The sequence below is a fragment of the uncultured Roseibium sp. genome (assembly GCF_947494555.1).
Lineage (GTDB): Bacteria > Pseudomonadota > Alphaproteobacteria > Rhizobiales > Stappiaceae > Roseibium.
In genome coordinates this window covers 104076-125001 of record NZ_CANLVF010000010.1, presented here as the reverse complement: position 1 = coordinate 125001, position 20926 = coordinate 104076, and the positions used below count along the sequence as shown (strand labels likewise).

The 20926-nt window shown below is 57.2% G+C and carries 21 protein-coding genes; 6 read left to right on the top strand and 15 right to left on the bottom strand.

Annotated features, from left to right (window positions below):
* Nucleotides 1-58: 58 nt before the first annotated feature.
* Nucleotides 59-361 (bottom strand): metalloregulator ArsR/SmtB family transcription factor, encoded by a 303-nt coding sequence (locus Q0915_RS31230; protein ID WP_299484256.1) that lies wholly within the window; start codon nucleotides 359-361, stop codon nucleotides 59-61.
* Between the two features lie 245 nt (nucleotides 362-606).
* On the opposite strand from Q0915_RS31230, the gene Q0915_RS31225 reads away from it, so the two are divergent.
* Complete coding sequence (locus tag Q0915_RS31225) at nucleotides 607-2580, top strand: adenylate/guanylate cyclase domain-containing protein (RefSeq protein ID WP_299484255.1); 1974 nt, start codon at nucleotides 607-609, stop codon at nucleotides 2578-2580.
* Here the strand turns inward: Q0915_RS31225 and Q0915_RS31220 are convergent, their stop codons facing one another.
* Nucleotides 2581-3294 (bottom strand): transporter substrate-binding domain-containing protein, encoded by a 714-nt coding sequence (locus Q0915_RS31220; RefSeq protein WP_299484254.1) that lies wholly within the window; start codon nucleotides 3292-3294, stop codon nucleotides 2581-2583.
* Between the two features lie 278 nt (nucleotides 3295-3572).
* Here Q0915_RS31220 and maiA point away from each other — a divergent pair, with 278 nt between their 5' ends.
* Both maiA and Q0915_RS31210 read left to right on the top strand, forming a co-directional pair.
* Complete coding sequence (gene maiA, locus Q0915_RS31215; RefSeq protein WP_299484253.1) at nucleotides 3573-4223, top strand: maleylacetoacetate isomerase; 651 nt, start codon at nucleotides 3573-3575, stop codon at nucleotides 4221-4223.
* A 149-nt stretch (nucleotides 4224-4372) separates the two neighbouring features.
* On the top strand, nucleotides 4373-5251 hold the full coding sequence (locus Q0915_RS31210) for a LysR family transcriptional regulator (protein WP_299484252.1): 879 nt from the start codon (nucleotides 4373-4375) through the stop codon (nucleotides 5249-5251).
* A 170-nt stretch (nucleotides 5252-5421) separates the two neighbouring features.
* Here Q0915_RS31210 and Q0915_RS31205 read toward each other — a convergent pair whose 3' ends face one another.
* Together Q0915_RS31205 and Q0915_RS31200 are read right to left on the bottom strand one after the other, a co-directional pair.
* The gene (locus Q0915_RS31205; RefSeq protein ID WP_299484251.1) at nucleotides 5422-6483 is read right to left on the bottom strand and encodes a Gfo/Idh/MocA family oxidoreductase; all 1062 of its coding nucleotides are present in this window, start codon (nucleotides 6481-6483) and stop codon (nucleotides 5422-5424) included.
* 111 nt (nucleotides 6484-6594) lie between these two features.
* Nucleotides 6595-7515: a LysR family transcriptional regulator gene (locus Q0915_RS31200; protein WP_299484250.1), complete on the bottom strand. Its 921-nt coding sequence runs from the start codon at nucleotides 7513-7515 to the stop codon at nucleotides 6595-6597.
* Nucleotides 7516-7646: 131 nt separating this feature from the next.
* On the opposite strand from Q0915_RS31200, the gene Q0915_RS31195 reads away from it, so the two are divergent.
* Both Q0915_RS31195 and Q0915_RS31190 read left to right on the top strand, forming a co-directional pair.
* On the top strand, nucleotides 7647-8663 hold the full coding sequence (locus tag Q0915_RS31195; RefSeq protein ID WP_299484249.1) for a Gfo/Idh/MocA family oxidoreductase: 1017 nt from the start codon (nucleotides 7647-7649) through the stop codon (nucleotides 8661-8663).
* An 8-nt stretch (nucleotides 8664-8671) separates the two neighbouring features.
* Nucleotides 8672-9460, top strand: coding sequence for a 3-keto-5-aminohexanoate cleavage protein (locus tag Q0915_RS31190; RefSeq protein WP_299484248.1), 789 nt, complete (start codon nucleotides 8672-8674; stop codon nucleotides 9458-9460).
* An 8-nt stretch (nucleotides 9461-9468) separates the two neighbouring features.
* Here the strand turns inward: Q0915_RS31190 and Q0915_RS31185 are convergent, their stop codons facing one another.
* Nucleotides 9469-9867, bottom strand: a complete 399-nt coding sequence (locus Q0915_RS31185; RefSeq protein ID WP_299484247.1) for a cupin domain-containing protein — start codon at nucleotides 9865-9867, stop codon at nucleotides 9469-9471.
* Nucleotides 9868-9911: 44 nt separating this feature from the next.
* On the opposite strand from Q0915_RS31185, the gene Q0915_RS31180 reads away from it, so the two are divergent.
* On the top strand, nucleotides 9912-10967 hold the full coding sequence (locus Q0915_RS31180) for an Ldh family oxidoreductase (protein ID WP_299484246.1): 1056 nt from the start codon (nucleotides 9912-9914) through the stop codon (nucleotides 10965-10967).
* Between the two features lie 63 nt (nucleotides 10968-11030).
* On the opposite strand, the gene Q0915_RS31175 is transcribed toward Q0915_RS31180, so the two are convergent.
* The 10 genes from Q0915_RS31175 to Q0915_RS31130 form a co-directional block, all read right to left on the bottom strand.
* Nucleotides 11031-11513, bottom strand: coding sequence for an OsmC family protein (locus Q0915_RS31175; protein ID WP_299484245.1), 483 nt, complete (start codon nucleotides 11511-11513; stop codon nucleotides 11031-11033).
* Between the two features lie 119 nt (nucleotides 11514-11632).
* A complete protein-coding gene (locus Q0915_RS31170; RefSeq protein WP_299484244.1) occupies nucleotides 11633-12592 on the bottom strand; it encodes a tripartite tricarboxylate transporter substrate binding protein in 960 nt (319 codons plus the stop codon).
* Nucleotides 12593-12675: 83 nt separating this feature from the next.
* A complete protein-coding gene (locus Q0915_RS31165) occupies nucleotides 12676-14157 on the bottom strand; it encodes a tripartite tricarboxylate transporter permease (protein WP_299484243.1) in 1482 nt (493 codons plus the stop codon).
* Entirely contained in the window at nucleotides 14154-14699 is a 546-nt protein-coding gene (locus tag Q0915_RS31160) for a tripartite tricarboxylate transporter TctB family protein (protein WP_299484242.1), read from the bottom strand. Before Q0915_RS31160 ends, Q0915_RS31165 begins: the two co-directional genes overlap by 4 nt.
* Nucleotides 14700-14794: 95 nt before the next feature.
* Nucleotides 14795-15724, bottom strand: a complete 930-nt coding sequence (locus Q0915_RS31155) for a TRAP transporter substrate-binding protein (protein ID WP_299484241.1) — start codon at nucleotides 15722-15724, stop codon at nucleotides 14795-14797.
* A gap of 10 nt (nucleotides 15725-15734) precedes the next feature.
* The gene (locus tag Q0915_RS31150) at nucleotides 15735-16862 is read right to left on the bottom strand and encodes a Gfo/Idh/MocA family oxidoreductase (protein ID WP_299484240.1); all 1128 of its coding nucleotides are present in this window, start codon (nucleotides 16860-16862) and stop codon (nucleotides 15735-15737) included.
* An 11-nt stretch (nucleotides 16863-16873) separates the two neighbouring features.
* The gene (locus Q0915_RS31145; protein ID WP_299484239.1) at nucleotides 16874-18391 is read right to left on the bottom strand and encodes a tripartite tricarboxylate transporter permease; all 1518 of its coding nucleotides are present in this window, start codon (nucleotides 18389-18391) and stop codon (nucleotides 16874-16876) included.
* Nucleotides 18391-18957 (bottom strand): hypothetical protein, encoded by a 567-nt coding sequence (locus tag Q0915_RS31140; protein ID WP_299484238.1) that lies wholly within the window; start codon nucleotides 18955-18957, stop codon nucleotides 18391-18393. Before Q0915_RS31140 ends, Q0915_RS31145 begins: the two co-directional genes overlap by 1 nt.
* A gap of 73 nt (nucleotides 18958-19030) precedes the next feature.
* Nucleotides 19031-20152 (bottom strand): tripartite tricarboxylate transporter substrate binding protein, encoded by a 1122-nt coding sequence (locus Q0915_RS31135; protein WP_299484237.1) that lies wholly within the window; start codon nucleotides 20150-20152, stop codon nucleotides 19031-19033.
* A 51-nt stretch (nucleotides 20153-20203) separates the two neighbouring features.
* Nucleotides 20204-20788: a carboxymuconolactone decarboxylase family protein gene (locus Q0915_RS31130; RefSeq protein WP_299484236.1), complete on the bottom strand. Its 585-nt coding sequence runs from the start codon at nucleotides 20786-20788 to the stop codon at nucleotides 20204-20206.
* Nucleotides 20789-20926 lie beyond the last annotated feature (138 nt).

Here is a 20926-nt window from a genome sequence, read left to right as displayed (position 1 = left end):
CATATTTAATCTCAGCGACGTCGATACCGACGAGCACAACGGCATGTTTCCGTCTGGATCAGTCTTTCAAAAGTTCGCTTTGAACAGCTTGCAAAAACGCCTGAATGTTCTTTTCGTCACGCCTGTAGAACGTCCACTGACCGTGACGTTCCGCCTTGACAAACCCGGCCTGTTTCAAGAGCCCCATGTAGTTGGAGATAGTTGACTGCGAAAGCCCTGCTTTCTCCTGAATGTACCCCACACAGACGCCGTCCAGCCCCGTATGCTCTGGCAGGGCGGGCGGAAAGTTCGAGCGATCCTTCAGCCATTCCAGGATCTTGCGCCGTGCCGGATTGTTCAGCGCCGCAATTGATTTTTCCATGTCCATAAATCGAAATATCTCGATATATAAAAATTTGTCAACATTTTCCCGACATCCGGGCTTCGAAACTTGCTTGCCCTGGCCCCGCGGCCGGATCAAAACGTTTCCCCTTTTTGAGACGTTCGAAGATCATTTCCTTGAATACGCGCCACATTCGTGCCGAACTGTCGGTTGTGTGGCCGGTTTTACCAGACACGGCCTGACTTCAGCTGGCGTTCACCAGAGGCCAAAGACCCTTTTTGCGTATGCAGACACAGAGCATAAGCACTCGCTTCAATCTGACACTCGCGATTATCGTCGCGCTCATCATGCTGTTTTTCGCCGGCGCGGCGATCCACTTCACGGGTCAACGGAATTCCGAGGCCCTCGACGAGAAGCTCGACAACTACATCAACATCTCGCGTGTCGGTCTCGAAGCGCCCATGTGGAATTTCGATTTCCCGATCGTCGAGGGGTATCTGGACAGCCTCGTCCTCGACAAATCCATCGTTTTCGCGGGTGTCACGTCAACTGACGGTTCGGAAATCGTTCGCGAAATGAGTGATAGCCAGGGGATTGATTTTCGCACTGTTTCCGAGGGACCGGATTTCTCAGTGCGCGAAGGAACGATCATACATGACGGCAACGAGATTGGCATCATCCGTCTCGTTGCGAGCCGCGAAGCTTTGCGCCGTGAAATTCTCACCAACACGGTTGCGATCGGTATCGTCACTTTGCTCGTTCTTTCAACGATTACTCTGGCATCGGTCCTGATTTCGCGCCGGTACATCGTCAAACCTCTGGCTGACTTGCAGAAATCCGCCAGTGCAATTGGGGCAGGCAACCTGGAGACCCCGATAAAGCTGACCGCGAAGGACGAAATTGGTCAACTTGCCGGATCGTTCTCAGTTATGCGTGAATCGATCAGGCAACTGATTGAGGAATTGCGCAATGCCAATGAAACCCTCGAAGCCCGTGTCGTCGAACGCACCAGCGAGGTAACGGCGGCGCGTCAGAAACTGGTCGACGCCATAGGCAGCACCTCCGAAGGCTTTGCCTTTTTCAATGCAGACGACACCCTCATCCTGCACAACGACCAATATCTGAGGCTCTTATACGGTGACTCGAATGTCGACGTAGCGCCAGGCATGTCATTTGAAGAAATCCTGCGTCTCGGCATCAGGGATGAACTCATTGATGTCGAAGCCGGAGATCCTGAAGAATTCATACAAAAACGCCTTGAACTGCACAGGAATCCGGTCTCTTCCATTCTGCAGAAACGCGGAAAGGGGAAATGGATCCAGATCAGCGAAACCAAAACCAGCGACGGTGGAACTGTTGCGGTGTTCAGCGACGTGTCTGAATTGAAGCTACGGGAAACCGAACTGACCGAAAAGACAGTGATGCTGGAGAACCTTTCCAATCAGCTCGCCAAGTATCTTTCACCGCAGATCTACGCATCGATCTTCGAAGGCACCAACGAAGTCAAACTTGCGGCAAACCGCAAGAAGCTCACGGTTTTCTTTTCCGATATTGAAGGGTTCACGGAAACGGCGGAACGCATGGAGTCCGAGGAACTGACGAGCCTGTTGAACAACTATCTGACAGAGATGTCGAAGATTGCGATCGATCATGGCGCGACGATCGACAAGTATGTGGGCGATGCAATCGTTATCTTCTTCGGCGATCCAGACAGCAACGGGATCAAGGAGGATGCCCTTGCCTGCGCCAAAATGGCGATTGCCATGTCCGAGCGAATGACCGAATTGCAAGATCAATGGAGGAAAGCAGGCATTCTGGAGCCGCTCAAATGCAGGATCGGAATTCACACAGACTATTGCACCGTCGGAAACTTCGGCAGCGAAAGCCGCATGGATTACACGATTATCGGGCGCGGTGTGAACACCGCTGCGAGACTGGAATCGGCAGCAGAGCCTGGCCAGATACTCGTCTCCTACGCGACGCATGCCCACATCAGCGACGAGATACCGTGCGAGTCCCGCGGCAAGATCGAAGTAAAGGGTATTCCCTATCCCATTGAAGTTTTCGAGGTATCAACGTCTCAAGTGCCCGCACAAAGACCCGCTCTGGACAAGTCGTCTCCGAAAAAACTCACCCTGGATGTCGACGCATTGACCGACACCGAACGCAAGAAGTTTGTGGGCCTCGTCGAAGCTCTGCTTTCCGACCTTTCAAAAGACGGCGAGGGTGGTGAAGGTGATGCCGCCAGGAAAAGCTGATCAGTTCATCACCACACCTGCCTCGACACCATACTGCAACTTCAACTCCTGAATTGCGTCTGCCTCATCGCGCAGAAATTCATTGAACTCGGCAATGAGTTCCGGATGTTTGGTGGAAGACAGCAAACGGGCGCTTCTCACATGCGGCAAGGATTGATCGAACGCGAGTGCCGCCGGCTGCCCGAGAACGTTATTGAGATAGTGATTGCTTGTGGCGACATTCGAGTAGGCACCATCAATCCGGCCGGTGATGGCCTGTTTCAAAAGTCCCGCGTAGGAGTTGTTCTCAAGAAGACTGACTTGCCCGTTTTCGATTTGCTCCTGAAATCCAATCGGTGTCCATCCCGCAACGAGCCCAAGCTTTTCTATCGTATCCAGCCCTGCCCCCAGATTGTCCGGCTTCACAAGAACACCATTGACGTAGGACACCACAGGATCGCTGTAGTGGATCTCGTTGTCTTTCTTGATGTGGAGAGCCCATTTGTCGTTGTCCGGGTATTTCAGATCACCAACGCCATTCACAAATTCATGGAAGAGGCGCTTCACTGGAAACGCTTCGTAGACGAATGTGTACCCCTTCCGCTCTGCAAACAGGTCGAGAAGCTCTCGGTTAAATCCGCCATAGGTGCCATCTTCATATGTGGAATAAGGCGGCAATTCCTTATAATCCTGTACAACATCCGTATAGGTCTTTTGCTCAGCGCTGGCGGTCATTATGGAAACCGCCAGAAATACCCCCACTGACCAACAGCACAACTTTCCGAATAATCGCATGTCTACGCACTCCTTTGAGAGCAACGAACGTCGAAATATTACAAACAACAACGCGAAACGGGCCAAATACACAGCAGCAAGTCTTTTATGGTCGTGATTATAGACGTTGCAATCAGCGTATGACAACGCAGTGGCAATGGATTCCGTAATACCCATTGCACACGTTCAAACTCACAGTCTATCAAGTTGATGGGAAACAGATAAGCGGGAGACTCACTATGGCACGCACGGCAACTCTGTTCGACTACTGGCGTTCTTCGGCCAGCTATCGCGTGCGCATCGCGTTGAATCTGTTGGCCATACCGACCGCACTTCGTTCCGTAAACCTGCTGACTGGCGACCACAGATCGGCACCCTATCTCGACCAGAACCCGCAAGGCATTTTGCCGACGCTTGAGATCGACGGAAAGGTTCTGACGCAGTCTCTCGCCATAATCGAGTATCTGCACTCTACGACGCCCGGATCAAAACTCCTGCCGGATTCGGTTGACGGCCAATACCATGTCCGCCGGCTTTCCGACGCGATTGCCATGGAGATCCACCCGGTCTGCAATCTGAGCGTGGCACAGCGCGTCGTTGAACTTACGAACGGTGGCGACGAGGTCAAAGTCGACTGGATGCGCCACTTCATTTCCAAAGGTCTGGATGCATTCGAGCAGCTGCTCAACAGTGGCGGGAGCGGACCATTCTGTTTCGGAGAAGATCCGACGATGGCCGATTGCTGCCTGATCCCACAGCTCTACAATGCGGAACGATGGGGCGTCGACATTTCCAGCTTCCAACGAATAGGGGAAGCTGCAAATGCCGCTAACGCACTGACTGCCTTTCAGGACGCTCATCCCGACACGGTCGGCGCACCGCAGGCGTAACGGGCTCGATACTTACAGCGCAGCCGGCCCTGTTTGCAAACAGCAGAGAGACACCCTGCCTTTTCAATCACGTGTGTCGGATAGGGTCAGGTCGGGTCGGTACATGGTATCGCACTTGTCGACCAGGACCGGAAGGACAAAGGGAAAAGATGAATTTTCGGCAACTGGAAGCCTTCCGAGCGGTACGTGATACCGGATCAACCACGTTGGCGGCCGACCGGATCGGTGTGACCCAATCCACCGCCAGCCGTCTTATTCTGCAGCTTGAAGAAGATATCGGCTACCAGCTGTTCGACCGGCAGGGGGCAGGACTGACACTGACGCCGGAGGGCCTCGACTTTTCGGAAATCGCCGAGCGTATCCTGGCGGAGATTGAACGCATCAATCTGATGTCGCGGAACATAAGGCAGCTTAGCACGCGCACAGTTCGTATCGCCGCCATGCCTGCCATCGGCACCTGCATGACGCCGGAACCCTTGCGCCGATTCCTCGACGAAAACCCGAATGTTCACCTCAAGGTGGATCTGAAACCAAGGTCGGAAGTCCAGTCGCTTGTCATAAACGGCAAATGCGACCTCGGGCTGGTGACGCTGCCGCTGTCGGATGATGGGCTACACATCGAACCGCTGTGTCAGGAGGAAACGGTCTGCGTTCTGCCGCCGGGCCACCGCCTCGAAAAACAGGATGTGATTTCATTCGAGGACCTGGCAAGCGAACGCCTGATCAGTATTGCCACCCATACGATCCTGCGCTACCGGCTGGAAGAAGCGCTTAGCGGCGCAGGTGTGCGCCTCGGCTCTATATGCGAGACCGACTCAACCGTGCTCGTTGCCAATCTCGTGGCGGCAAATGCAGGCGTTGCGATCATACACAAGGTTGTCGCCGACATGCTCAAGGATCGCCTCGTCATTCGCCCGCTGGCAACGCCAATCCAGCTCTCCTATGGCATCATTCAGCGCAGAGGCAGCCCGGCCAGGGCTCTGACGGAGCGGCTGGTCACATGTCTGAAGGATTCGTTTCCTGAATGACTGCTTTCGTTGTTCTTTAAGCACATCTCAACGAAATCTGCCGTCCCGGGCACGCGCAGTGCGAGCCGGGACCTACTGCCGACACAACAAATCTTGTGTCCGGATTCCGTTCCCGGATCTTCGCTGCGCTCGTCCGGGAAGGCACCGAAGAAAAGACAAGGGATATTTGCTTACGCCATGATCGAGCTCTGGCTGGCATCGTTCAAAGGCAGGTGCACCGGTTCCCCGCGCTCTGCCGAAAGATCCGCGGCGATATAGACTTCCATCACCTGGCGTGCCTGGTCCGGGGTCACAAGCACCGGCTTGTTCCGCGCACACGCATCAATGAAGTGGTCGGTCTCCGGCGCCATCGGGCCCGCGTAGGCGTGGCCGACAAACTCTCCCGGCATCGACGACATCGGAAATTGGATGCCGTTGTCCTCGGTGTTCAAAACGACATCCTTGTGACTGTCGTCCACCATGAGGGCGCCCTTTGTCCCGACCATTTCCAGGGTGGTACTGGAATAGTTGGGATAGCCGAGTGGCAGGATCCAGCCGGCACCGATGGTAAAGGCAATGCCGTTGTCCATGGTCACGATGATCCATGTGCAATCCGGCGCGTCCACGCCTTTTCCCTTCATGTAACGATAGACGTTCTGCGCATAGACTTTCACAGGCTTGGCAGGTTCCAGGCACCAGAGCACGAAATCAAGATCGTGCGTCGCCTCCATCGCGGCGGGCGAAAGCTTGGTGCGGCCTGAAATCTTTTTGCCGAGGCTTCGTGTGATGTGCCGGCTGACCAGCGCGGATACCGGCTCACCAAGCGTTCCATTCAACAGGCTTTCCCGGATATAGGCGTATTTGTGGTTAAACCGCTGCGAGTAGCCGATCGTAAACTTGACGCCATTCTGCTTTGAAAGCGCAACAAGCTCATCGGCCTCGGCAAGGGTGATAGCGATCGGTTTTTCCAGAAAGACATGCTTTCCTGCAAGGAGAGCCGACTTGGCCATCGGGTAATGCGTGTCTTCAGGTGTTGCGGAAATGATTACGGAGGAAATGTTCCGGTTCTCTATGATTTCCTGATAGGTCCCGGTTGCCGTTTCAGGGGCATAGCGATCTCTCATTTCCTTAAGGCGCTCGTTGCGTGTTTCTGCAATATGCATCGCTGCAACTTGCGGATTGCGCGATGCGGCTTCAATGCGAATGCCACCACACCAGCCCGCACCGATGACACCCAACTCGATCTGTTCCATACCCTGGCTCCCGTGATGGCGGAGCCGCCGCAAGACAGACCCCTTCCTTGGTTTAGGGCATGTTGGTCAAACCGGCTTGCAGGGTAAAATTCTGATTTTGCGTTGAGATATTCAAACTCCGCATCGTGCGGCTTCGCGCGTCGAAGCGATCGTGCGCGTCAGTTCGTCCTGAAGGATCTCGCAAAACGCCTCGGCGGCATCGTTGAGCGGCTTTGCGGCGGGTTCGATGCGGCTGTAGCTGACCGAGAGTTCAGGACCCACAATCGGATGCAGCCGCCGGCGCTGGCCATCCAGATCGGCTGCGCACATGATGCCTGGCAGGATCGTGTGCCAATCCGACCGGGCCACGAGATCGATCGTCCCGAACATGGCGTCGAGCTCCAGGATATCCTTCACCTGGATGTGGTGGCTTGCAAAGTACCGGTCGATCCGGCGCCGCCGCGAATTGGCGGGGCTCGGCAAGACGTAGCGCAGGGGAGCATGGTTCTTCAGATCGACGGGCGTCAGATGCGTGTCGCCGGGCGCGCCGACAAGAAACTCATTGTCGGAGCCCATGGGTTCGGCGCGGATGTTTTCATGTCCCTCAAATGCCGGAACGATCGCAAAATCAAGCTCTTCGCGGCCAACGGCTTCGATGAGCTGGAACGAATAGGCCTCTATCATCGACAGACGCACCATCGGATAGCTCTCGGTAAAGCGCAGCATGGCTTCGCTGAGGACGCTTCTTGTGAGCGTCGGGATCAATCCGACGCGCACCTGACCCGTCAAGGTTCCGGACGCGCGTTTCAGCGTTTCGTCCGCGTCGGCGGCCGACCTCAGAACATCGATGGCCTTCTTGTAAAAAAGCCGACCGGTCTCTGTCGGGGTGACCCCGGTCGACTTGCGGATAAGCAGCTGCACACCGTATCTGTCCTCAAGCTCGCGGACCTGCATCGAGATGCCCGACTGGGTTGCGTGAACGCGCGTGGCCGCGGCCGAGAAAGAGCCTTCCTCGTAGACGGCAACAAAAAATCTGAGTTGCTGAAGCTTCATGCCCGGCCATCACTTTTTCTGTTGGCAAATATCATTGATAATGAGTTGCCTTGAAGGCGGCAAGACCTACTAACTATCAGAAGGAAACGCAAAATGAACTGAAAAAACCGACCGGCATACGGGTCAAGGCTATGAACATACAGAGTAAAACGTTTTGCATTGCGGTTGCCGGGTTTGGTTGGTGGGGGCGTCACATCGTCAATCGGCTGAAGCTGACGGACGGGTTTTCGGTTCCCGCCGTCATTGAGCCAAACGAGGCAGTGCACGACCAGATACGCGAGGCCGGCCCGACCCCCTACACCAGTTTTGATGACGTCCTGAAACGACCCGAACTGGATGCCGTCATTCTGACGACACCGAACCCGTTGCACGAGGAACAGGTTCACAAATGCGCGGCGGCGGGCAAACATGTTTTCTGCGAGAAGCCGCTCGGCCTCACGGGCGAGAGTGCGCGTCGCTCGGTGAAAGCCTGCACCGATGCCGGCGTTGTTCTCGGGATCGGTCATGAGCGCAGGTTCGAACCGGCAATGGAGGCCTTGAAATCGGACATTGACCAGGGAGGGCTCGGCAAGATCATGCACGCCGAGGCAGCCTTCAGTCATGACAAGCTGATCAACGTTCCATCAGGTGACTGGCGGACCTCCAAGGCTGTGTCACCTGCAGCGGGAATGACCGCGATGGGTATTCACCTCACCGACCTTTTGATTTCCTTCTTTGGCCCCGTGAAAACAGTTCAGGCGATGACCGCGGACAGGTCTCTCGGCTGGGAGACCGGCGATCTTGTGACCGTCCAGCTCGGCTTCAGGGAAGGTATGACCGCGACCTTGAGCGCAATCCTTCACACGCCACACTTCATCCGCATGCATGTTTTCGGCACTGACAAGTGGGTCGAAGCCCGAAACGATACCCATCCGGACACTCCCGGCGGGAAAGTCAGCTACGTCGAATCGATCACCGGCGAACCCTTGAAGGAAACCGTTTACGAGTGGACAGACGCGGTTGTCAAAAACCTCGAAGCGTTCAGGGATGCCTGTCTCGGACGTCAGGCATACAGGTTTTCCCACGTGGAAATGATTCACAATATTGAGGTCCTTGAGGCAATTGCGCAGTCTGCGGAACATCGTCAAACCATTCACTTGAGCTCTTGAACCCCCGAATGCGTGAACTACCAAAAATTCTCGTCGCACCGAATGGTGCGCGCCGGGACAAGTCCGCCCATCCCGCTCTGCCCATTACAGTTGATGAGCTTATTGAAACTTGCCGAAGCTGTGCTGCCGCAGGAGCCGGAGGCGTGCATGCGCATATACGCGACGACGCCGGCCGGCATAGTCTCGACCCGCACCGTTATTCGGACGTCGTCACGCGACTTGCTGACGAACTCCCCGGATGGTTCGTGCAGGTCACCAGCGAGACCGCAGGACGCTTCAACGCTGCCGACCAGCGCGAGATGATCCGGGCGTTGCGGCCCAGGTCCGTCTCGGTCGCCGTGCGCGAATTCGTGCCCGATGCAAGCGCACTTCCGTCTGCACGCGAGATCTACCACTGGGCCAGCGAAAATGGGGTGGTGATCCAGCACATCTGCTATTCGAAGGACGAACTTGAACGTCTCCTCGGCTACATATCCGACGAAACAGTTCCAGGCACCTCTCATCAGGTGCAACTGGTTCTTGGATCCTATGACGGCAAGCGCATCAGCCGGCCCGAAGACATCGAGCCCTTCATCAAACCGATGCAGGATTTTGAAGGAAACATGTCCTTCGATTGGATGCTCTGTGCCTTTGGACAGGAAGAAACCGACTGCCTGTTGAGGGCGCTCGAACTTGGTGGCAAAGCCCGGATAGGGTTCGAAAACTCGCTCTGGAACAGGAGCGGCTCGCGCGCAAGGGACAACGCCGAACGTGTCGCGGAACTCACAAACTTAGCCGGCAAAAGGGGGTTGATCTAAGGGTTATCCTAGACCTTGTCGCCGGTGGAAAGATGCGGAACGGTCTCACCTGTTTCAACAAAAGTACGCGTGACATCGCGCGCGCCATAGACCCACAGGATTACGAGGCGATCATTGCCTCTGTTCCTGAAGTAATGTGGCGAACCGGCTTCGGCGAAGGCCGTGTCGCCCTCGACGAGGTTGTGAACGACGCCGCCGATACTGGCTTCGGCCTCTCCTTCCAGGATTGTGACCTGTTCGTCGCAATTGTGGTAGTGCATCGGCGCGCTGCAACCGGCAGGAAACACGGTCGTGCCCGTCGTGAATGGCACCGTTTCGCTGACCGCCTTGCCGACCAGGAGCCGGGTTTCAACACCGTCTCCGCGCTGAAAGGGTGTAATATTTTTGTAGGTGATCACAGTCGGCACGGTGGCCTCCCTTTGGTGGAAAAATACAGGTCTGGAGCAAGAACATGTCTGAAACCCGTGTAGCCGCTGACGCTCTTAGGAGATTTATTTCCCTCGTACTCAGCGCGAACGGGCTCTCTGAAGAGAGCGCTGCCACGGTTGCCCGACTGATGACGACGGCAGACCTTATCGGACAAGACGGTCATGGGGTCTTTCGCCTCGCACAGTATGTCAGGCGGCTCAAGGCGGGCGGCATCAACCCCGCCCCGAAGTTCACACTCCTTGAGGACTACCCGGCCAGCGCGGTTGTTGACGGTGACAACGCCATGGGGCACCTCGTGATGAATCATGCCGCGGAGCTTGCGCTGGAAAAGGCCCGCCGGTGCGGCGTTGCCTGGGTCGGCTCGCGGAATTCGAACCATGCCGGCCCCGCATCTCTTTACGCGATGAAAGCACTTCAGGAGGACATGATCGGACTTTATGTGGCAGTCGGAAGCGCTAACCACATGCCGCCCTGGGGCGGCACCGACATGCTCTTGTCCACCAATCCGATTGCTGTAGCGATACCGGCGGCCGAACGTCCGCCGATCGTGCTCGACATGGCGACAACTGTCGCCGCCTACGGCAAGGTCAAGACGGCGGTGCAACGCGGGGAAATGATGCCGGAAGGATGGATGATCGACAGGCAGGGAAACCCGCTGCTCGACCCCAACAAGTCGGCAGAAGGGTTCCTGCTGCCGATCGGCGGCCCAAAGGGCTATGGCCTGTCGCTGGTCTTCGGCATTCTTGCAGGCGTGCTCAATGGCGCAGCCTTCGGCCGCAACGTCGTTGATTTCAATGCGGATTCGAAAACCAGAACCAATACGGGTCAATTCATCCTCATGCTCAACATCGCCGCGTTTACGGACCCGGCGGAGTTCAGGTCGTCCATCGATGAAGTGTGGACCGAAATGAAGTCCTCCGCCCGCCTACCCGGTGTTGACGATATCCGGCTGCCGGGTGAGCGGCTTGACGCAACGCGACGCGAACGTACCACCCACGGCATTCCTGTGCCGGCCACCTTGCTTGCCGTTCTCGATGATCTGGCCGACGAGAACCGGGTTGCGCGTATTGAAAGGTAGACCGGCTGGAACGTAAGACCGGCCCGGATTGTGCCGGACCGGTCCTCAACGGCCGATAACCGATCAGGCGGCCTCTGCCCCCCAGTTCCGGCCATTAATCGTCCAGGTCTCGCTGACCCTGCTTCCCGACATCTGCAGCATCTTGGAAACGGCGCAGTGGTGGCGGAGCTTTTCGACAACGGCACTAATGCCATCATCGGAACCATCCATCTCAGCCGTGATTGATATTTTCACGTCGGGAAACGGCACATCAATCGGTTCAACGAGCCTTGTGCCTCTGCTGTCCATAGTGGTCACGACGTCAATATCCATGGAGGTTATTGCAACATCGTTGGCATTGGCCAGCTTGTTGGAGATGACATGCGTGCAGCCCACAAGACCGGCGATCATCGTCTCGACAGGCATCGGCCCGAGATTGGTTCCGCCGCGTTCGATCGGCTCGTCGATCACCATCTCGACATCGCGTGCGCGTACGACCGACTTGGTGTTTGTTTCCTGCCGGCCGGAGACCTTGAAGGTCCAGATTTGCTTTTCCTTGATCCTCATTCCAGACCCTTTCCGCAGACGGGGCACCCTCCCCGGCGCCGTGAGGTCCGGGGCTCATGCGCCGGTCTTTGAGTTGTTCACACCGGCCGGGCTGGACCCGGCCGGTGCCGTGTGCCGTCTTATTGCGTTATCGAAGCGACGAGGTCCTTGTAGGCCTTCGCCTGTTCCTCACGCATTTTCTGGTAGTCGGCGCCGGACATGTAGTCGACGTTTTCGCCAAGGCGCGACATCATCCGGTTGTAGGTCTTGTCCTCCAGGAGCGACGCAAACGACGCCTCGAGTTTCTCCAGAACCTCGGGAGGTGTTCCTGCAGGTGCGAGCACCACGCGATGCATGAAACCGACGTCACCCTCGACGCCGACTTCGCCGAAGGTCGGAACATCCGGATAGATCCGTTCCGCACCGGCCGTTGCCAGTACCCGGACATCGCCGGATGCCAAAAGGGATGAAAGCGTCGACGGAAAGCCCATCGTCAGATCCGCATCGCCGGACAGCAGCGCCTGCATGGCAGGACCACCCCCCTGGTAGGGCACCATGTTGAAATACGCGTCACGCGCCTTCATGATCTGGGCAGCAGGAACGAACAGCGCGCCCCAGTTGCCCGAATGGGCCATGCGGACTTCGCCCGGCTTTTCCTTGGCTGCAGTGATGAGGTCGTCGAAGGACTGATAGGGGCTGTCGGCTCTCACCACGACGGCGATCGGCGCATAATTGATCCGCGCGACCGGCACGAAGTCCTCCATCGGATTGTAAGGCAGGTTTTCGACATGTTGCTGGAGCATGTCGATATAGTTGTGGCTGAAAAGCAGCGTGTAACCGTCGGAGTTGGCCTTGGCCACTTCCTGAGTGCCCTTCTGCCCGCCGGCTCCTGGTGTCAGACGCACGATCATTGCCTGGTTCAGAAAGGACGGGATCGTGGATGTGATGACGCGGGCATTCAGGTCATGCGAGCCGCCGGCCCCCAAGGGAATGACCATCGTCACCGGCTTTTCCGGGTATTCTGCAAGCGCCGGGGAAACAGTCCCCGCAAGGGTCGCTGCGGTCGCAATAACCACGCCCTTCCAAAGCTTATTGAACATTACTTCCTCCTCCGTTTGCATCGATCAATATGTTCGGGAGGACCTGCGGACGATGCGGACGCGGCCTCCGTTTCCCCGGTGCTCTAACCCGTGGCCAGCTTCTTCATCCTCCTCCACAGGACGAAGGCAATGACGGGAATGGCGACCAGAAGGAAGAGCATTCCCTGACGCTCCGTGAGCAGGAACGCCAGCGGTGCGTTCTGTGCCATGGCTACCGTCTGGCCAAAGGCGTATTCCATCGGTGGACCCAGGATGAAGCCCATCACCATCGGCATGACATCGAACCTTGCGGCGCGGGCGATAAGGCCAAATGCGCCGAAGGCAACCAACATCAGGAGATCAATCGAATCGGACCGGAACACGAATGCACCGGCGAACGCGAACATGATCACGATGGGCACAAGCACAGAATTCTTCAGTGTCACAAGGCGGGCAAAGAAAGGTACCGAGAGGTAGCCGATGACCAGAAACAGCAGATTGGCGATCACCATCGCAATCAGGATGGCAAAGACAGTCGCACCCTGCTCTTCGAACAATTGCGGACCGGGGCGCAGACCCTGCGCAACAAAGGCGCCCAGCAAAATGGCCGTGACATTGTCACCGGGTATGCCAAGCGTCAGGAGCGGTACGAGCGTCGGACCGTTGACGGCGTTGTTGGCAGATTCGGCGGCCGCAACACCCTCGATTTCGCCTTTGCCGAACTTTTCCGGCGTTTTGGACGCGTTCTTTGCAGCGGTATAGCCCATCATGGCCGCGACCACCTGACCGAGCCCGGGAATAATGCCGATGCTTGTCCCGATCACGCATGACCGGCAAAGCGTCCGGAAAATCCGTTTGAATTCAGACCATTTGAGACGATCGCCGACGACGGCGGCAAGCGCTTGGCCCTGTGTTGACCGCATCACGACATTGACGATTTCGGGTATCGCGAACACGCCGATCAGCATTGGCAACAGCGGAATGCCGGACTTGAGATCGAAGAGACCGAATGTAAATCGCTCAACACCGCCGAGCGGGTCGGTTCCGATGAAGGAGAGCCAGATACCGAGCAGCATCATGATCAGGCTCTTCAGAACATTTCCGCCGGTTGTCACCGCGATGATCACGAGGGACAGAAGCAGGACGGCAAAGATCTCCGGCGGTCCGAATTGCATGACCAGCAGCGCGATAGGGAAGATCATTACCAGGGTGAAAATATCTGAAAACGTATCGCCGAAAGCTGAAGAAACCAGCGCGGTATCCAGTGCCTTGCGCGACTGCCCCTTTTTCGTGAGCTGATATCCATCCAGCGTCGTTGCAACCGCCGCTCCGGTGCCGGGCATGGAAACCAGAATGGCCGGGACACTGCCTCCGAACATGCCGCCTTTGTAGATCCCCAGAAGGAATGGAATTCCAACCAGAGGGTCCAAAAAGAACGAAATCGGCAGAAGAATGGCCATCGCCATGAGGGTGGTGAACCCGGGGAGCGCTCCGACCAGCATACCGCCGAACAGGCCAAGACAGATGAACACGATCGTGTCCAGCCGGAACGCCATTTCAAAGCCTTGGGTAAACTGTTCGATCATTGAGCAGCCCCGATCCCGCCGCTTTCCCCAAGGACATAGGCGTAGAAGAACTCAATCGGAGACAATTCCGGCAGCGCAACGGCGAGCAATCGCGTCGCGACAAGATAGAGAAAAACCGGCGGGAGCAACGAGACAAGCAATATCTGCCAGACGCTTCGGTTGCCGACGAGAATGGAAATCATGGCCAGCGCAAGCACACTCGATATCAGGAAGCCGATCGGCGCCATTGCAAGCGCATAGAACAGCATGATCGCAAACAGCAGCAGGCCACGGATGCGGCTGTGCTCGTTATAGGTCGGCGGTGACCAGATGCCCTCCGGGCGGGTATTGCAGCGATAGAGGAACAACATGTTCAGCGCGACGAGCCCGCTCAACACCAGATAAGGAAACAGGCTGGGAGAAATCGCCGTCAACGACCGGCCAAAGAGGACTTTGGGCGGAGCGACAAGCTGCGACATGAATACAATCGACAAGGCCGAAGACACACCGAGGATCGCCGAAACAATTACTTCCGGATCGATGCGTCTGGATACAGAATTCATCCGTGCTTTTCCTCCTGTAAACACCAGAGTAGCGACCCGCCAAATCGATCAGAAATGCTAACTTCGAGTAGATGAATGCAGAACTTGAATAGGGCTCAGGCAGCATCTAACTCTTTGTCAAACAAGGAGATTAACTCCGCATCGAACGCTTTGCGCGTGGTGTCGACTTCTGAGCGGCATCGGGAGGCGAACCGTGCGCGGTCCGCCTCGCTCAGTTCGATGATTTCAACGCCTTCCGCCTCCAGGGCGCGGCGGCAGATGTCGTCGTCTTCTTCGGCAAAACGGCGCTGTGCAAGGGTCGCCTCGGAAACGGCCTTTTCGACGGCGGCCCGCACGTCGGCAGGCCAGGCTTCGACCGTCTTTGTCCGGAACAGGACCAGCGCAACTCCGAGCAGATGCCGGGAAAGCGTGACACTTCGATGCGTCTCGTGAAGTCCGAAATTGTAGATGTTCGTCAGCGGATTTTCCTGAGCATCGACTGTACCGTCTTTGACCGCAGCCGGCAGGTCGCGAACATCGATCGCACGCGGCTCGAACCCGAGCGAACGGAAGACGCGCTGATGATCTTCGTTTGCCAGGGTCCTGAGTTTCTGCCCGGCACAATCGTCGAGTGCCCGGATCGGTGTCCGGCTCGAGATATGACGCAGCCCGTTGTCCCAGTATCCGAGCACCGTATATCCGGTTGACGCTGCTACCTTCTGCTTCAGCCGCTCACCGAGTTCACCATCGAGCACGGCATAAGCACGCCGGCGATCAGGAACAACGAAATGCTGGTCGAACACACCGAGTTCCGGAACGCGCTTCGCCAGGTAGCTTGACGAGAAGTAGCACCCGTCAAGTGCACCGTTTTCCGTCATCGACAAAAGGTCGGCAGCCTTGTGCCCGCGCGTGACAATGTTCTCGTCGAATTCCAGTTGCACTGCGCCATTGCTCGTCCGGGCAAGTGCCTGCGCCAGCGTTCTGCCGCCGCGCGTGTGAACGGACTTGTCTCCCTGGTAGCCGCCAAACCGCACGGTGATGCTCATAGAAAGTCTCCTAGGAAAGTTCAGCCATCAGCTCGGCCGGATCAGGTGGCAAAGCGACCGGTTCGCCGCGCTTGGCGGAAAGATCCATTGCCATGGTGAGCAGGAGATTCCGGTGACCGTCCTGCGCCGATGCATGCGGCGTATCGAGACCTGCGTAGAGACGCTGGTACCAGGCATTTGTTTCCTCGCGCATCGGCCCCCACAATTGCCCGAGATGAAGGTCTCCCGGCGGGTAACTCGTGAGAAAATCGACATGACGATCCGGCGCCTTGTAGCCTTCTGGCGCGTATCCGGCCCCTTGCGCGACATTTGTCGCCATAACGAGATCCCGGTGCGTGTCCTCGATGTCGATAACGCCTTCAGAACCGACAATGCCGATCTCGATGCCATAGACCGCTCCAGGCCAGACTTCCGGAAGTGCCCAGGAAATATTCATGGAAAAAATGGTGCCATCGTCCATCGTGAAGATGCCGAACGTTGAATCTTTCGTGCCCCAGGCACCCAGCACCTTGTCTGTCGAGCGGGCGTAGACGCTGACAGGCGACTTGCCCTCCATGAGCCAGAGCGACATATCCAGACTGTGCGTTCCCGATACCACCATCGGCGTCAGTGTTGTGCGTTCCTGGGTCCTTTGAACCGTGGCAATCGGAACCATGCGGTTCATGAATGCGCGCGTGACAACGGAGTGCACATCCCCGATCTGTCCTGTTGTCAGACGCTCCTTGACCGCCAGAAACCGGCGCCGGAAACGCTGGGTATAGCCAATCACGGCGTCAACGCCGGTCTCCTCGATAGCGGACAGGATCTGGGCGGATTGGCGGGCATCTGTCGCAAGCGGTTTTTCAATGAACAGGTCATGTCCCTGCTGAATCGCCAGCATGGTCGGTTCGAAATGAAAGTTCTCGTCAGTGGCAATGATCGTTGCGGTGATTTCGGGGCGGACCAGCAATTCCCTGAAGTCGGTGGTGAAAAAATCCGCCTCGACATCCTCGGCCAGCTTTTGACCGATGTCCGACTTGATGTCGCACAGGCCGATCCAGCCGACACCGGGATAAGCACGTGCAATCTCGGCACGTATGCGCCCGATTGTCCCGCAACCGACAATCGCCAGTCCGATTTCCTTGGTCTTCGTTGGCACCAACACACTCCTTAATTGGGCGGGGATGAGAGAGACGGTTCCGTGTCGCCGGCGCTTTTTCGCAAGGACCAGAGCGCGCGCAACACACCTTCTATGACGACAAGGAACACGGCGATCATGAGCACCGTGCCGATCCATTGGGACAGGATGAACCCGATCGACTTGTCTTCGAAAACGAGCAGCGATCGGCGCAGATTCTCGTCCGCGAGCGGCGCAAGAATGACGCCGAGGACAACAGGGGCTGTTGGGAACCGCATCATGGTGAAAAACCAGCCGAAGACACCGGCTGCAAACATGATCCAGACATCCGCCATCGACAGTTTGACGGCAAATGCGCCAATCACGCACACAGGCAGGATCATCGGCATAAGGATCCCGCGTGGTAGACTGAACAACTTGACGCACGGCCCGATCAGCGCGAACGCGGCGACATACATCAAAAGATTTGCAACGATGAGGCAGGCATAGATGAAATAGATCAGCCCCGGATGATCGATCTCGATGGTTGGGCCGACGACGACGTTCTTGAGCGTAAGTGCCGCCAGAAGCGCGGCTGCGGCCGCATTTCCCGGAATGCCGAGGGCGAGCGTCGGCAGCATCGATCCGCCGATATTCGCGTTATTGGCCGTTTCGGCGCAAACGATGGCCTGGTAGCTGCCCTTGCCCCATTGCGCCTTTTCTTCGGGCCGTGCCCAACGCCGGCCGATATCATAAGCAAGGAACGAAGCAACGTTGGCGCCCGCTCCGGGAATGGCGCCGATAAACGCACCGATAGACCCGGAGCGCAGTGCGCTCGGAATATATTTAGCCAGTTTCCCAAGCGGCGGAAAAACGCGTCCGACATCTGAGGGGATTGTCGGCATGTCTTTGGCAGGAAGCGTGCGCAGAATTTCCGACAGTCCGAAGAGACCGATCAGAACCGCGACATACGAAACACCGTCATAAAGCGCGAAGGAGCCAAAGGTGAAGCGGGGAACCGCATGGATTGCATCGAGCCCCACAAAGGCGATCAGCATTCCGATCCAGCCGGCAATCCAGCCCTTGAGCGGGACGGAGCCGGCCGCCATCGATCCGGCCACCATGATGCCGATGATCGCGAGCCAGAACATTTCCCAGGATTTGAAATTGAGCGCGAATGCGAGAATGAGAGGGATCAGCATGATCAGGAGCACGATGCCAACCATGCCACCCACGAAGGAAGCGGCAATGGACATCCCAAGCGCCTGCCCGCCTTCTCCCCTTTGCGCGAGCTGGTGACCCTCGATCATGGTCGGAACGGCGTCGGGCGTTCCGGGTATGTTGATCAGGACGGCGGAAATTGCCCCGCCGAAAACGCTTCCCGTATAAACGCCGAGCATGAAGCTGATCGCTACTTCTTGCGACATGCCGGCAGACAGACCGATCAGCAACCCCATTGCCATTGTCGTCGAAAGACCGGGAAGCGCACCCCAGACAATCCCGAGGCAGACACCGCACAACGACATGAACAGGAGTGATGGCTGAAGCGCTGCCAGCAGAGCATCGATCATCAGAAGGACCCCGGCAGCGGAATATTGAATACGTGCTGAAACACGCTGCTCAACAGAACGGTCCAGAGGATGGAAACAGAACAGATGATCCAGAGCGGACCGGACCAGGACAGGCGCATGATGACCGCCAGTGCAAGGATCGTTACCGGCTCGAAGGCCGTGACCGAGTGCCGGAAATCGCCGAACACAATGTCGTGCCGGAAGGCGAGATATTGAAGACCGGCAATGTAGACGGCGATCGCGCCTGCGAGCACGAGCGACTTCAAATCGGTTGCCATATCCCGCCCGGCAAGTACGGGCATTCTGACACCGCTTCGCCAGCGTCCGACTGCGGAGGCTCCAAGGCCAAGCGCCATAACGAGCAGGCTCGCTGCAACGATGAAAGGCAGCAAGCCCGGCGCCGTCAGCAGATCGCTAGGAACCGGCAACGCCAGACTTCCCAGCATGACGGCAACGGACAGCAGAATAAGCAGGACGGTCGCAATCAGGTCGAGCGCTGGTGAGGCATAACCAGTTCCGGCCTCTTCACCCTCGAATTTCACTTCAGAGTGCAGGTGTTCGCTCACTGGCGTTCCCTCGATTCAGCATGTCTGAATATGTCGGAGCGGCCCCGAACCGATCAGCCGGGGCCGGTCACCTTCAAGCGCCTGACTTGATCGGCGGCGGTTTATAACCTTCCGGCGGCCACCATGCGTCAAAGTCTTCAGGCTTCGGCAGTCCAAGTTCTTCGGCCGTCTTGACCTCAGCACCGATCTGGTCCTTGAACTTGTTGAAGATTTCGACGGTCACGGCCTCCATGAGAGCGCCTTCGCGATCCGCTTCCTCGCCGATCTTGACATCGGGCTGGAAGAACTTGGCCTTCAGCAGCTCCTGGAAACCGTCGGAATTGACCGCTGCAACGAAACCGTCGGCAAGAGCCTGCATGGCTTCTGGCGGGATGTCGCGCTTGACCATGAAGTTGTAGGTTGCGCCAACGGGCAAAAGCGCCCGTGATTCGGGAATGATGGAGGCGATTGATGGCAGCACCGTGCCATCATCCAGCGTGATGTCCTCGATGCTTGTATGACACAGGTTGCGCAGCTTTCCGGCCCGGATCAGATCGATATGCTCGTGCAGACCGCCGCCGGCAATGTCCGTTTCGCCCTGAAGTCCCGCCAGTGTGGCCGGTTTCCCGCCCTTGTAGGGAACGTATTTCAGTTCGACACCGGCCATGTTCGCAATGATCATCGCCAGTTCGTGCCAGACACCACCGGTACCGGACGTCGAAATGGTCACGCTGCCCGGGTTTGCCTTGGCCGCCGCAATTACATCGTTCATGGTCTGGTGCGGGCTGTCTGCGGAAACCGACCAAGATGCCAGCGCATTTGCGGCCTTGAACGGAACCCAGTCCTGCCAGGGTGTGAAATCGGCGTGCCCGAGCACGCGCACGAACCGGTTATAGTTCGCACCGCCAAGAACGGTGTAGCCATCGGGCCGCTGTGCGCCCACGAACTGGGTGGCAATCCCGCCGACCGCACCAGGCTTGTTGATGACGTTGACATTCCATCCCTGCGCGTCCGCCATTTCCTGGGCAATCTTGCGCATGATCGTGTCGGTGCCACCACCAGCGGAATACATCACGACCAGCGTAATCGGCCGCTCGGGATATCCGGCGGCCAGCGCGGTTCCGGGGATGGTAATCTGAAGTCCGGCCATTCCGGCAGCAGCACCTGCTCCCGCCAGAAACGTCCTGCGATTTGAACCATTCTTGTTCTCTGTCACAACTCTTCCTCCTCCTTATTCGGACCGCCTCCTCAAACAGTCCGTCTGACCTCACGCACTTGTGCCCGGGCCGTGGTAATTCTTGCTGTTCACGAAACTGACGACGCTCTCCTCCAGTTCGGTCTCCATCAAAGCGTTCCAGCGGTTGTTGAAGCCGAACAACGCGATGACGGAACAGATTTCGACTACCTGCGCCGGGGAGTAATGGCTTCTCAGAATGTCCATATCCGCCTGATCCGCCGACGACGGACACTGCCCGCCCGTCAGCGCGACCCGCAAAGCAGCGCGCTCGACTTCGGAGAACAGCGGACTGGTTTCAAACTCCCAAAGGGCTTCCAGCTTGTCCTGGGGCACGCCATTGTCCGCACCGTTCTTGAATGTGTGCGCCGAACAGTAGCTGCAGCCATTGGACAGGCTGGTGACATGGGCGACCATCCACAACAGCGCCGGATCGACGGTTGCATTCGGATTGCGCACGACCGCACGAATAAGGTTGAGCACCGCCCTGGCGATTTCCGGTCGATGAGACAGGGTCAACATGGAATTGGCGACAAAACCCGTCTGGCCCGCCAGCCACTTGATTTCTTCTGCCGCTTCACGGCTCGCTTCAAGATCAACAGGCGCTATGTGGGCCATCGGCACCTCCCGGAAAAATCGAGTTTTCTGTCATTGCTACATGAATATCGAATAACGAGAGCTTTTCTAAATCAGCATTTCTGATAGCGAATATCGGCAATTCTGAAGCTTGCCGGCAGCAACCGTACTTGACTGGCG

What these genes read in the sequence shown, in the direction of transcription:
- Q0915_RS31230 (WP_299484256.1), bottom strand. Translation starts at nt 361, where the DNA reads ATGGAAAAATCAATTGCGGCGCTGAACAATCCGGCACGGCGCAAGATC.
- Q0915_RS31225 (WP_299484255.1), top strand. Translation starts at nt 607, where the DNA reads ATGCAGACACAGAGCATAAGCACTCGCTTCAATCTGACACTCGCGATT.
- Q0915_RS31220 (WP_299484254.1), bottom strand. Translation starts at nt 3,294, where the DNA reads ATGACCGCCAGCGCTGAGCAAAAGACCTATACGGATGTTGTACAGGAT.
- maiA (WP_299484253.1), top strand. Translation starts at nt 3,573, where the DNA reads ATGGCACGCACGGCAACTCTGTTCGACTACTGGCGTTCTTCGGCCAGC.
- Q0915_RS31210 (WP_299484252.1), top strand. Translation starts at nt 4,373, where the DNA reads ATGAATTTTCGGCAACTGGAAGCCTTCCGAGCGGTACGTGATACCGGA.
- Q0915_RS31205 (WP_299484251.1), bottom strand. Translation starts at nt 6,483, where the DNA reads ATGGAACAGATCGAGTTGGGTGTCATCGGTGCGGGCTGGTGTGGTGGC.
- Q0915_RS31200 (WP_299484250.1), bottom strand. Translation starts at nt 7,515, where the DNA reads ATGAAGCTTCAGCAACTCAGATTTTTTGTTGCCGTCTACGAGGAAGGC.
- Q0915_RS31195 (WP_299484249.1), top strand. Translation starts at nt 7,647, where the DNA reads ATGAACATACAGAGTAAAACGTTTTGCATTGCGGTTGCCGGGTTTGGT.
- Q0915_RS31190 (WP_299484248.1), top strand. Translation starts at nt 8,672, where the DNA reads ATGCGTGAACTACCAAAAATTCTCGTCGCACCGAATGGTGCGCGCCGG.
- Q0915_RS31180 (WP_299484246.1), top strand. Translation starts at nt 9,912, where the DNA reads ATGTCTGAAACCCGTGTAGCCGCTGACGCTCTTAGGAGATTTATTTCC.
- Q0915_RS31175 (WP_299484245.1), bottom strand. Translation starts at nt 11,513, where the DNA reads ATGAGGATCAAGGAAAAGCAAATCTGGACCTTCAAGGTCTCCGGCCGG.
- Q0915_RS31170 (WP_299484244.1), bottom strand. Translation starts at nt 12,592, where the DNA reads ATGTTCAATAAGCTTTGGAAGGGCGTGGTTATTGCGACCGCAGCGACC.
- Q0915_RS31165 (WP_299484243.1), bottom strand. Translation starts at nt 14,157, where the DNA reads ATGATCGAACAGTTTACCCAAGGCTTTGAAATGGCGTTCCGGCTGGAC.
- Q0915_RS31160 (WP_299484242.1), bottom strand. Translation starts at nt 14,699, where the DNA reads ATGAATTCTGTATCCAGACGCATCGATCCGGAAGTAATTGTTTCGGCG.
- Q0915_RS31155 (WP_299484241.1), bottom strand. Translation starts at nt 15,724, where the DNA reads ATGAGCATCACCGTGCGGTTTGGCGGCTACCAGGGAGACAAGTCCGTT.
- Q0915_RS31145 (WP_299484239.1), bottom strand. Translation starts at nt 18,391, where the DNA reads ATGATCGATGCTCTGCTGGCAGCGCTTCAGCCATCACTCCTGTTCATG.
- Q0915_RS31130 (WP_299484236.1), bottom strand. Translation starts at nt 20,788, where the DNA reads ATGGCCCACATAGCGCCTGTTGATCTTGAAGCGAGCCGTGAAGCGGCA.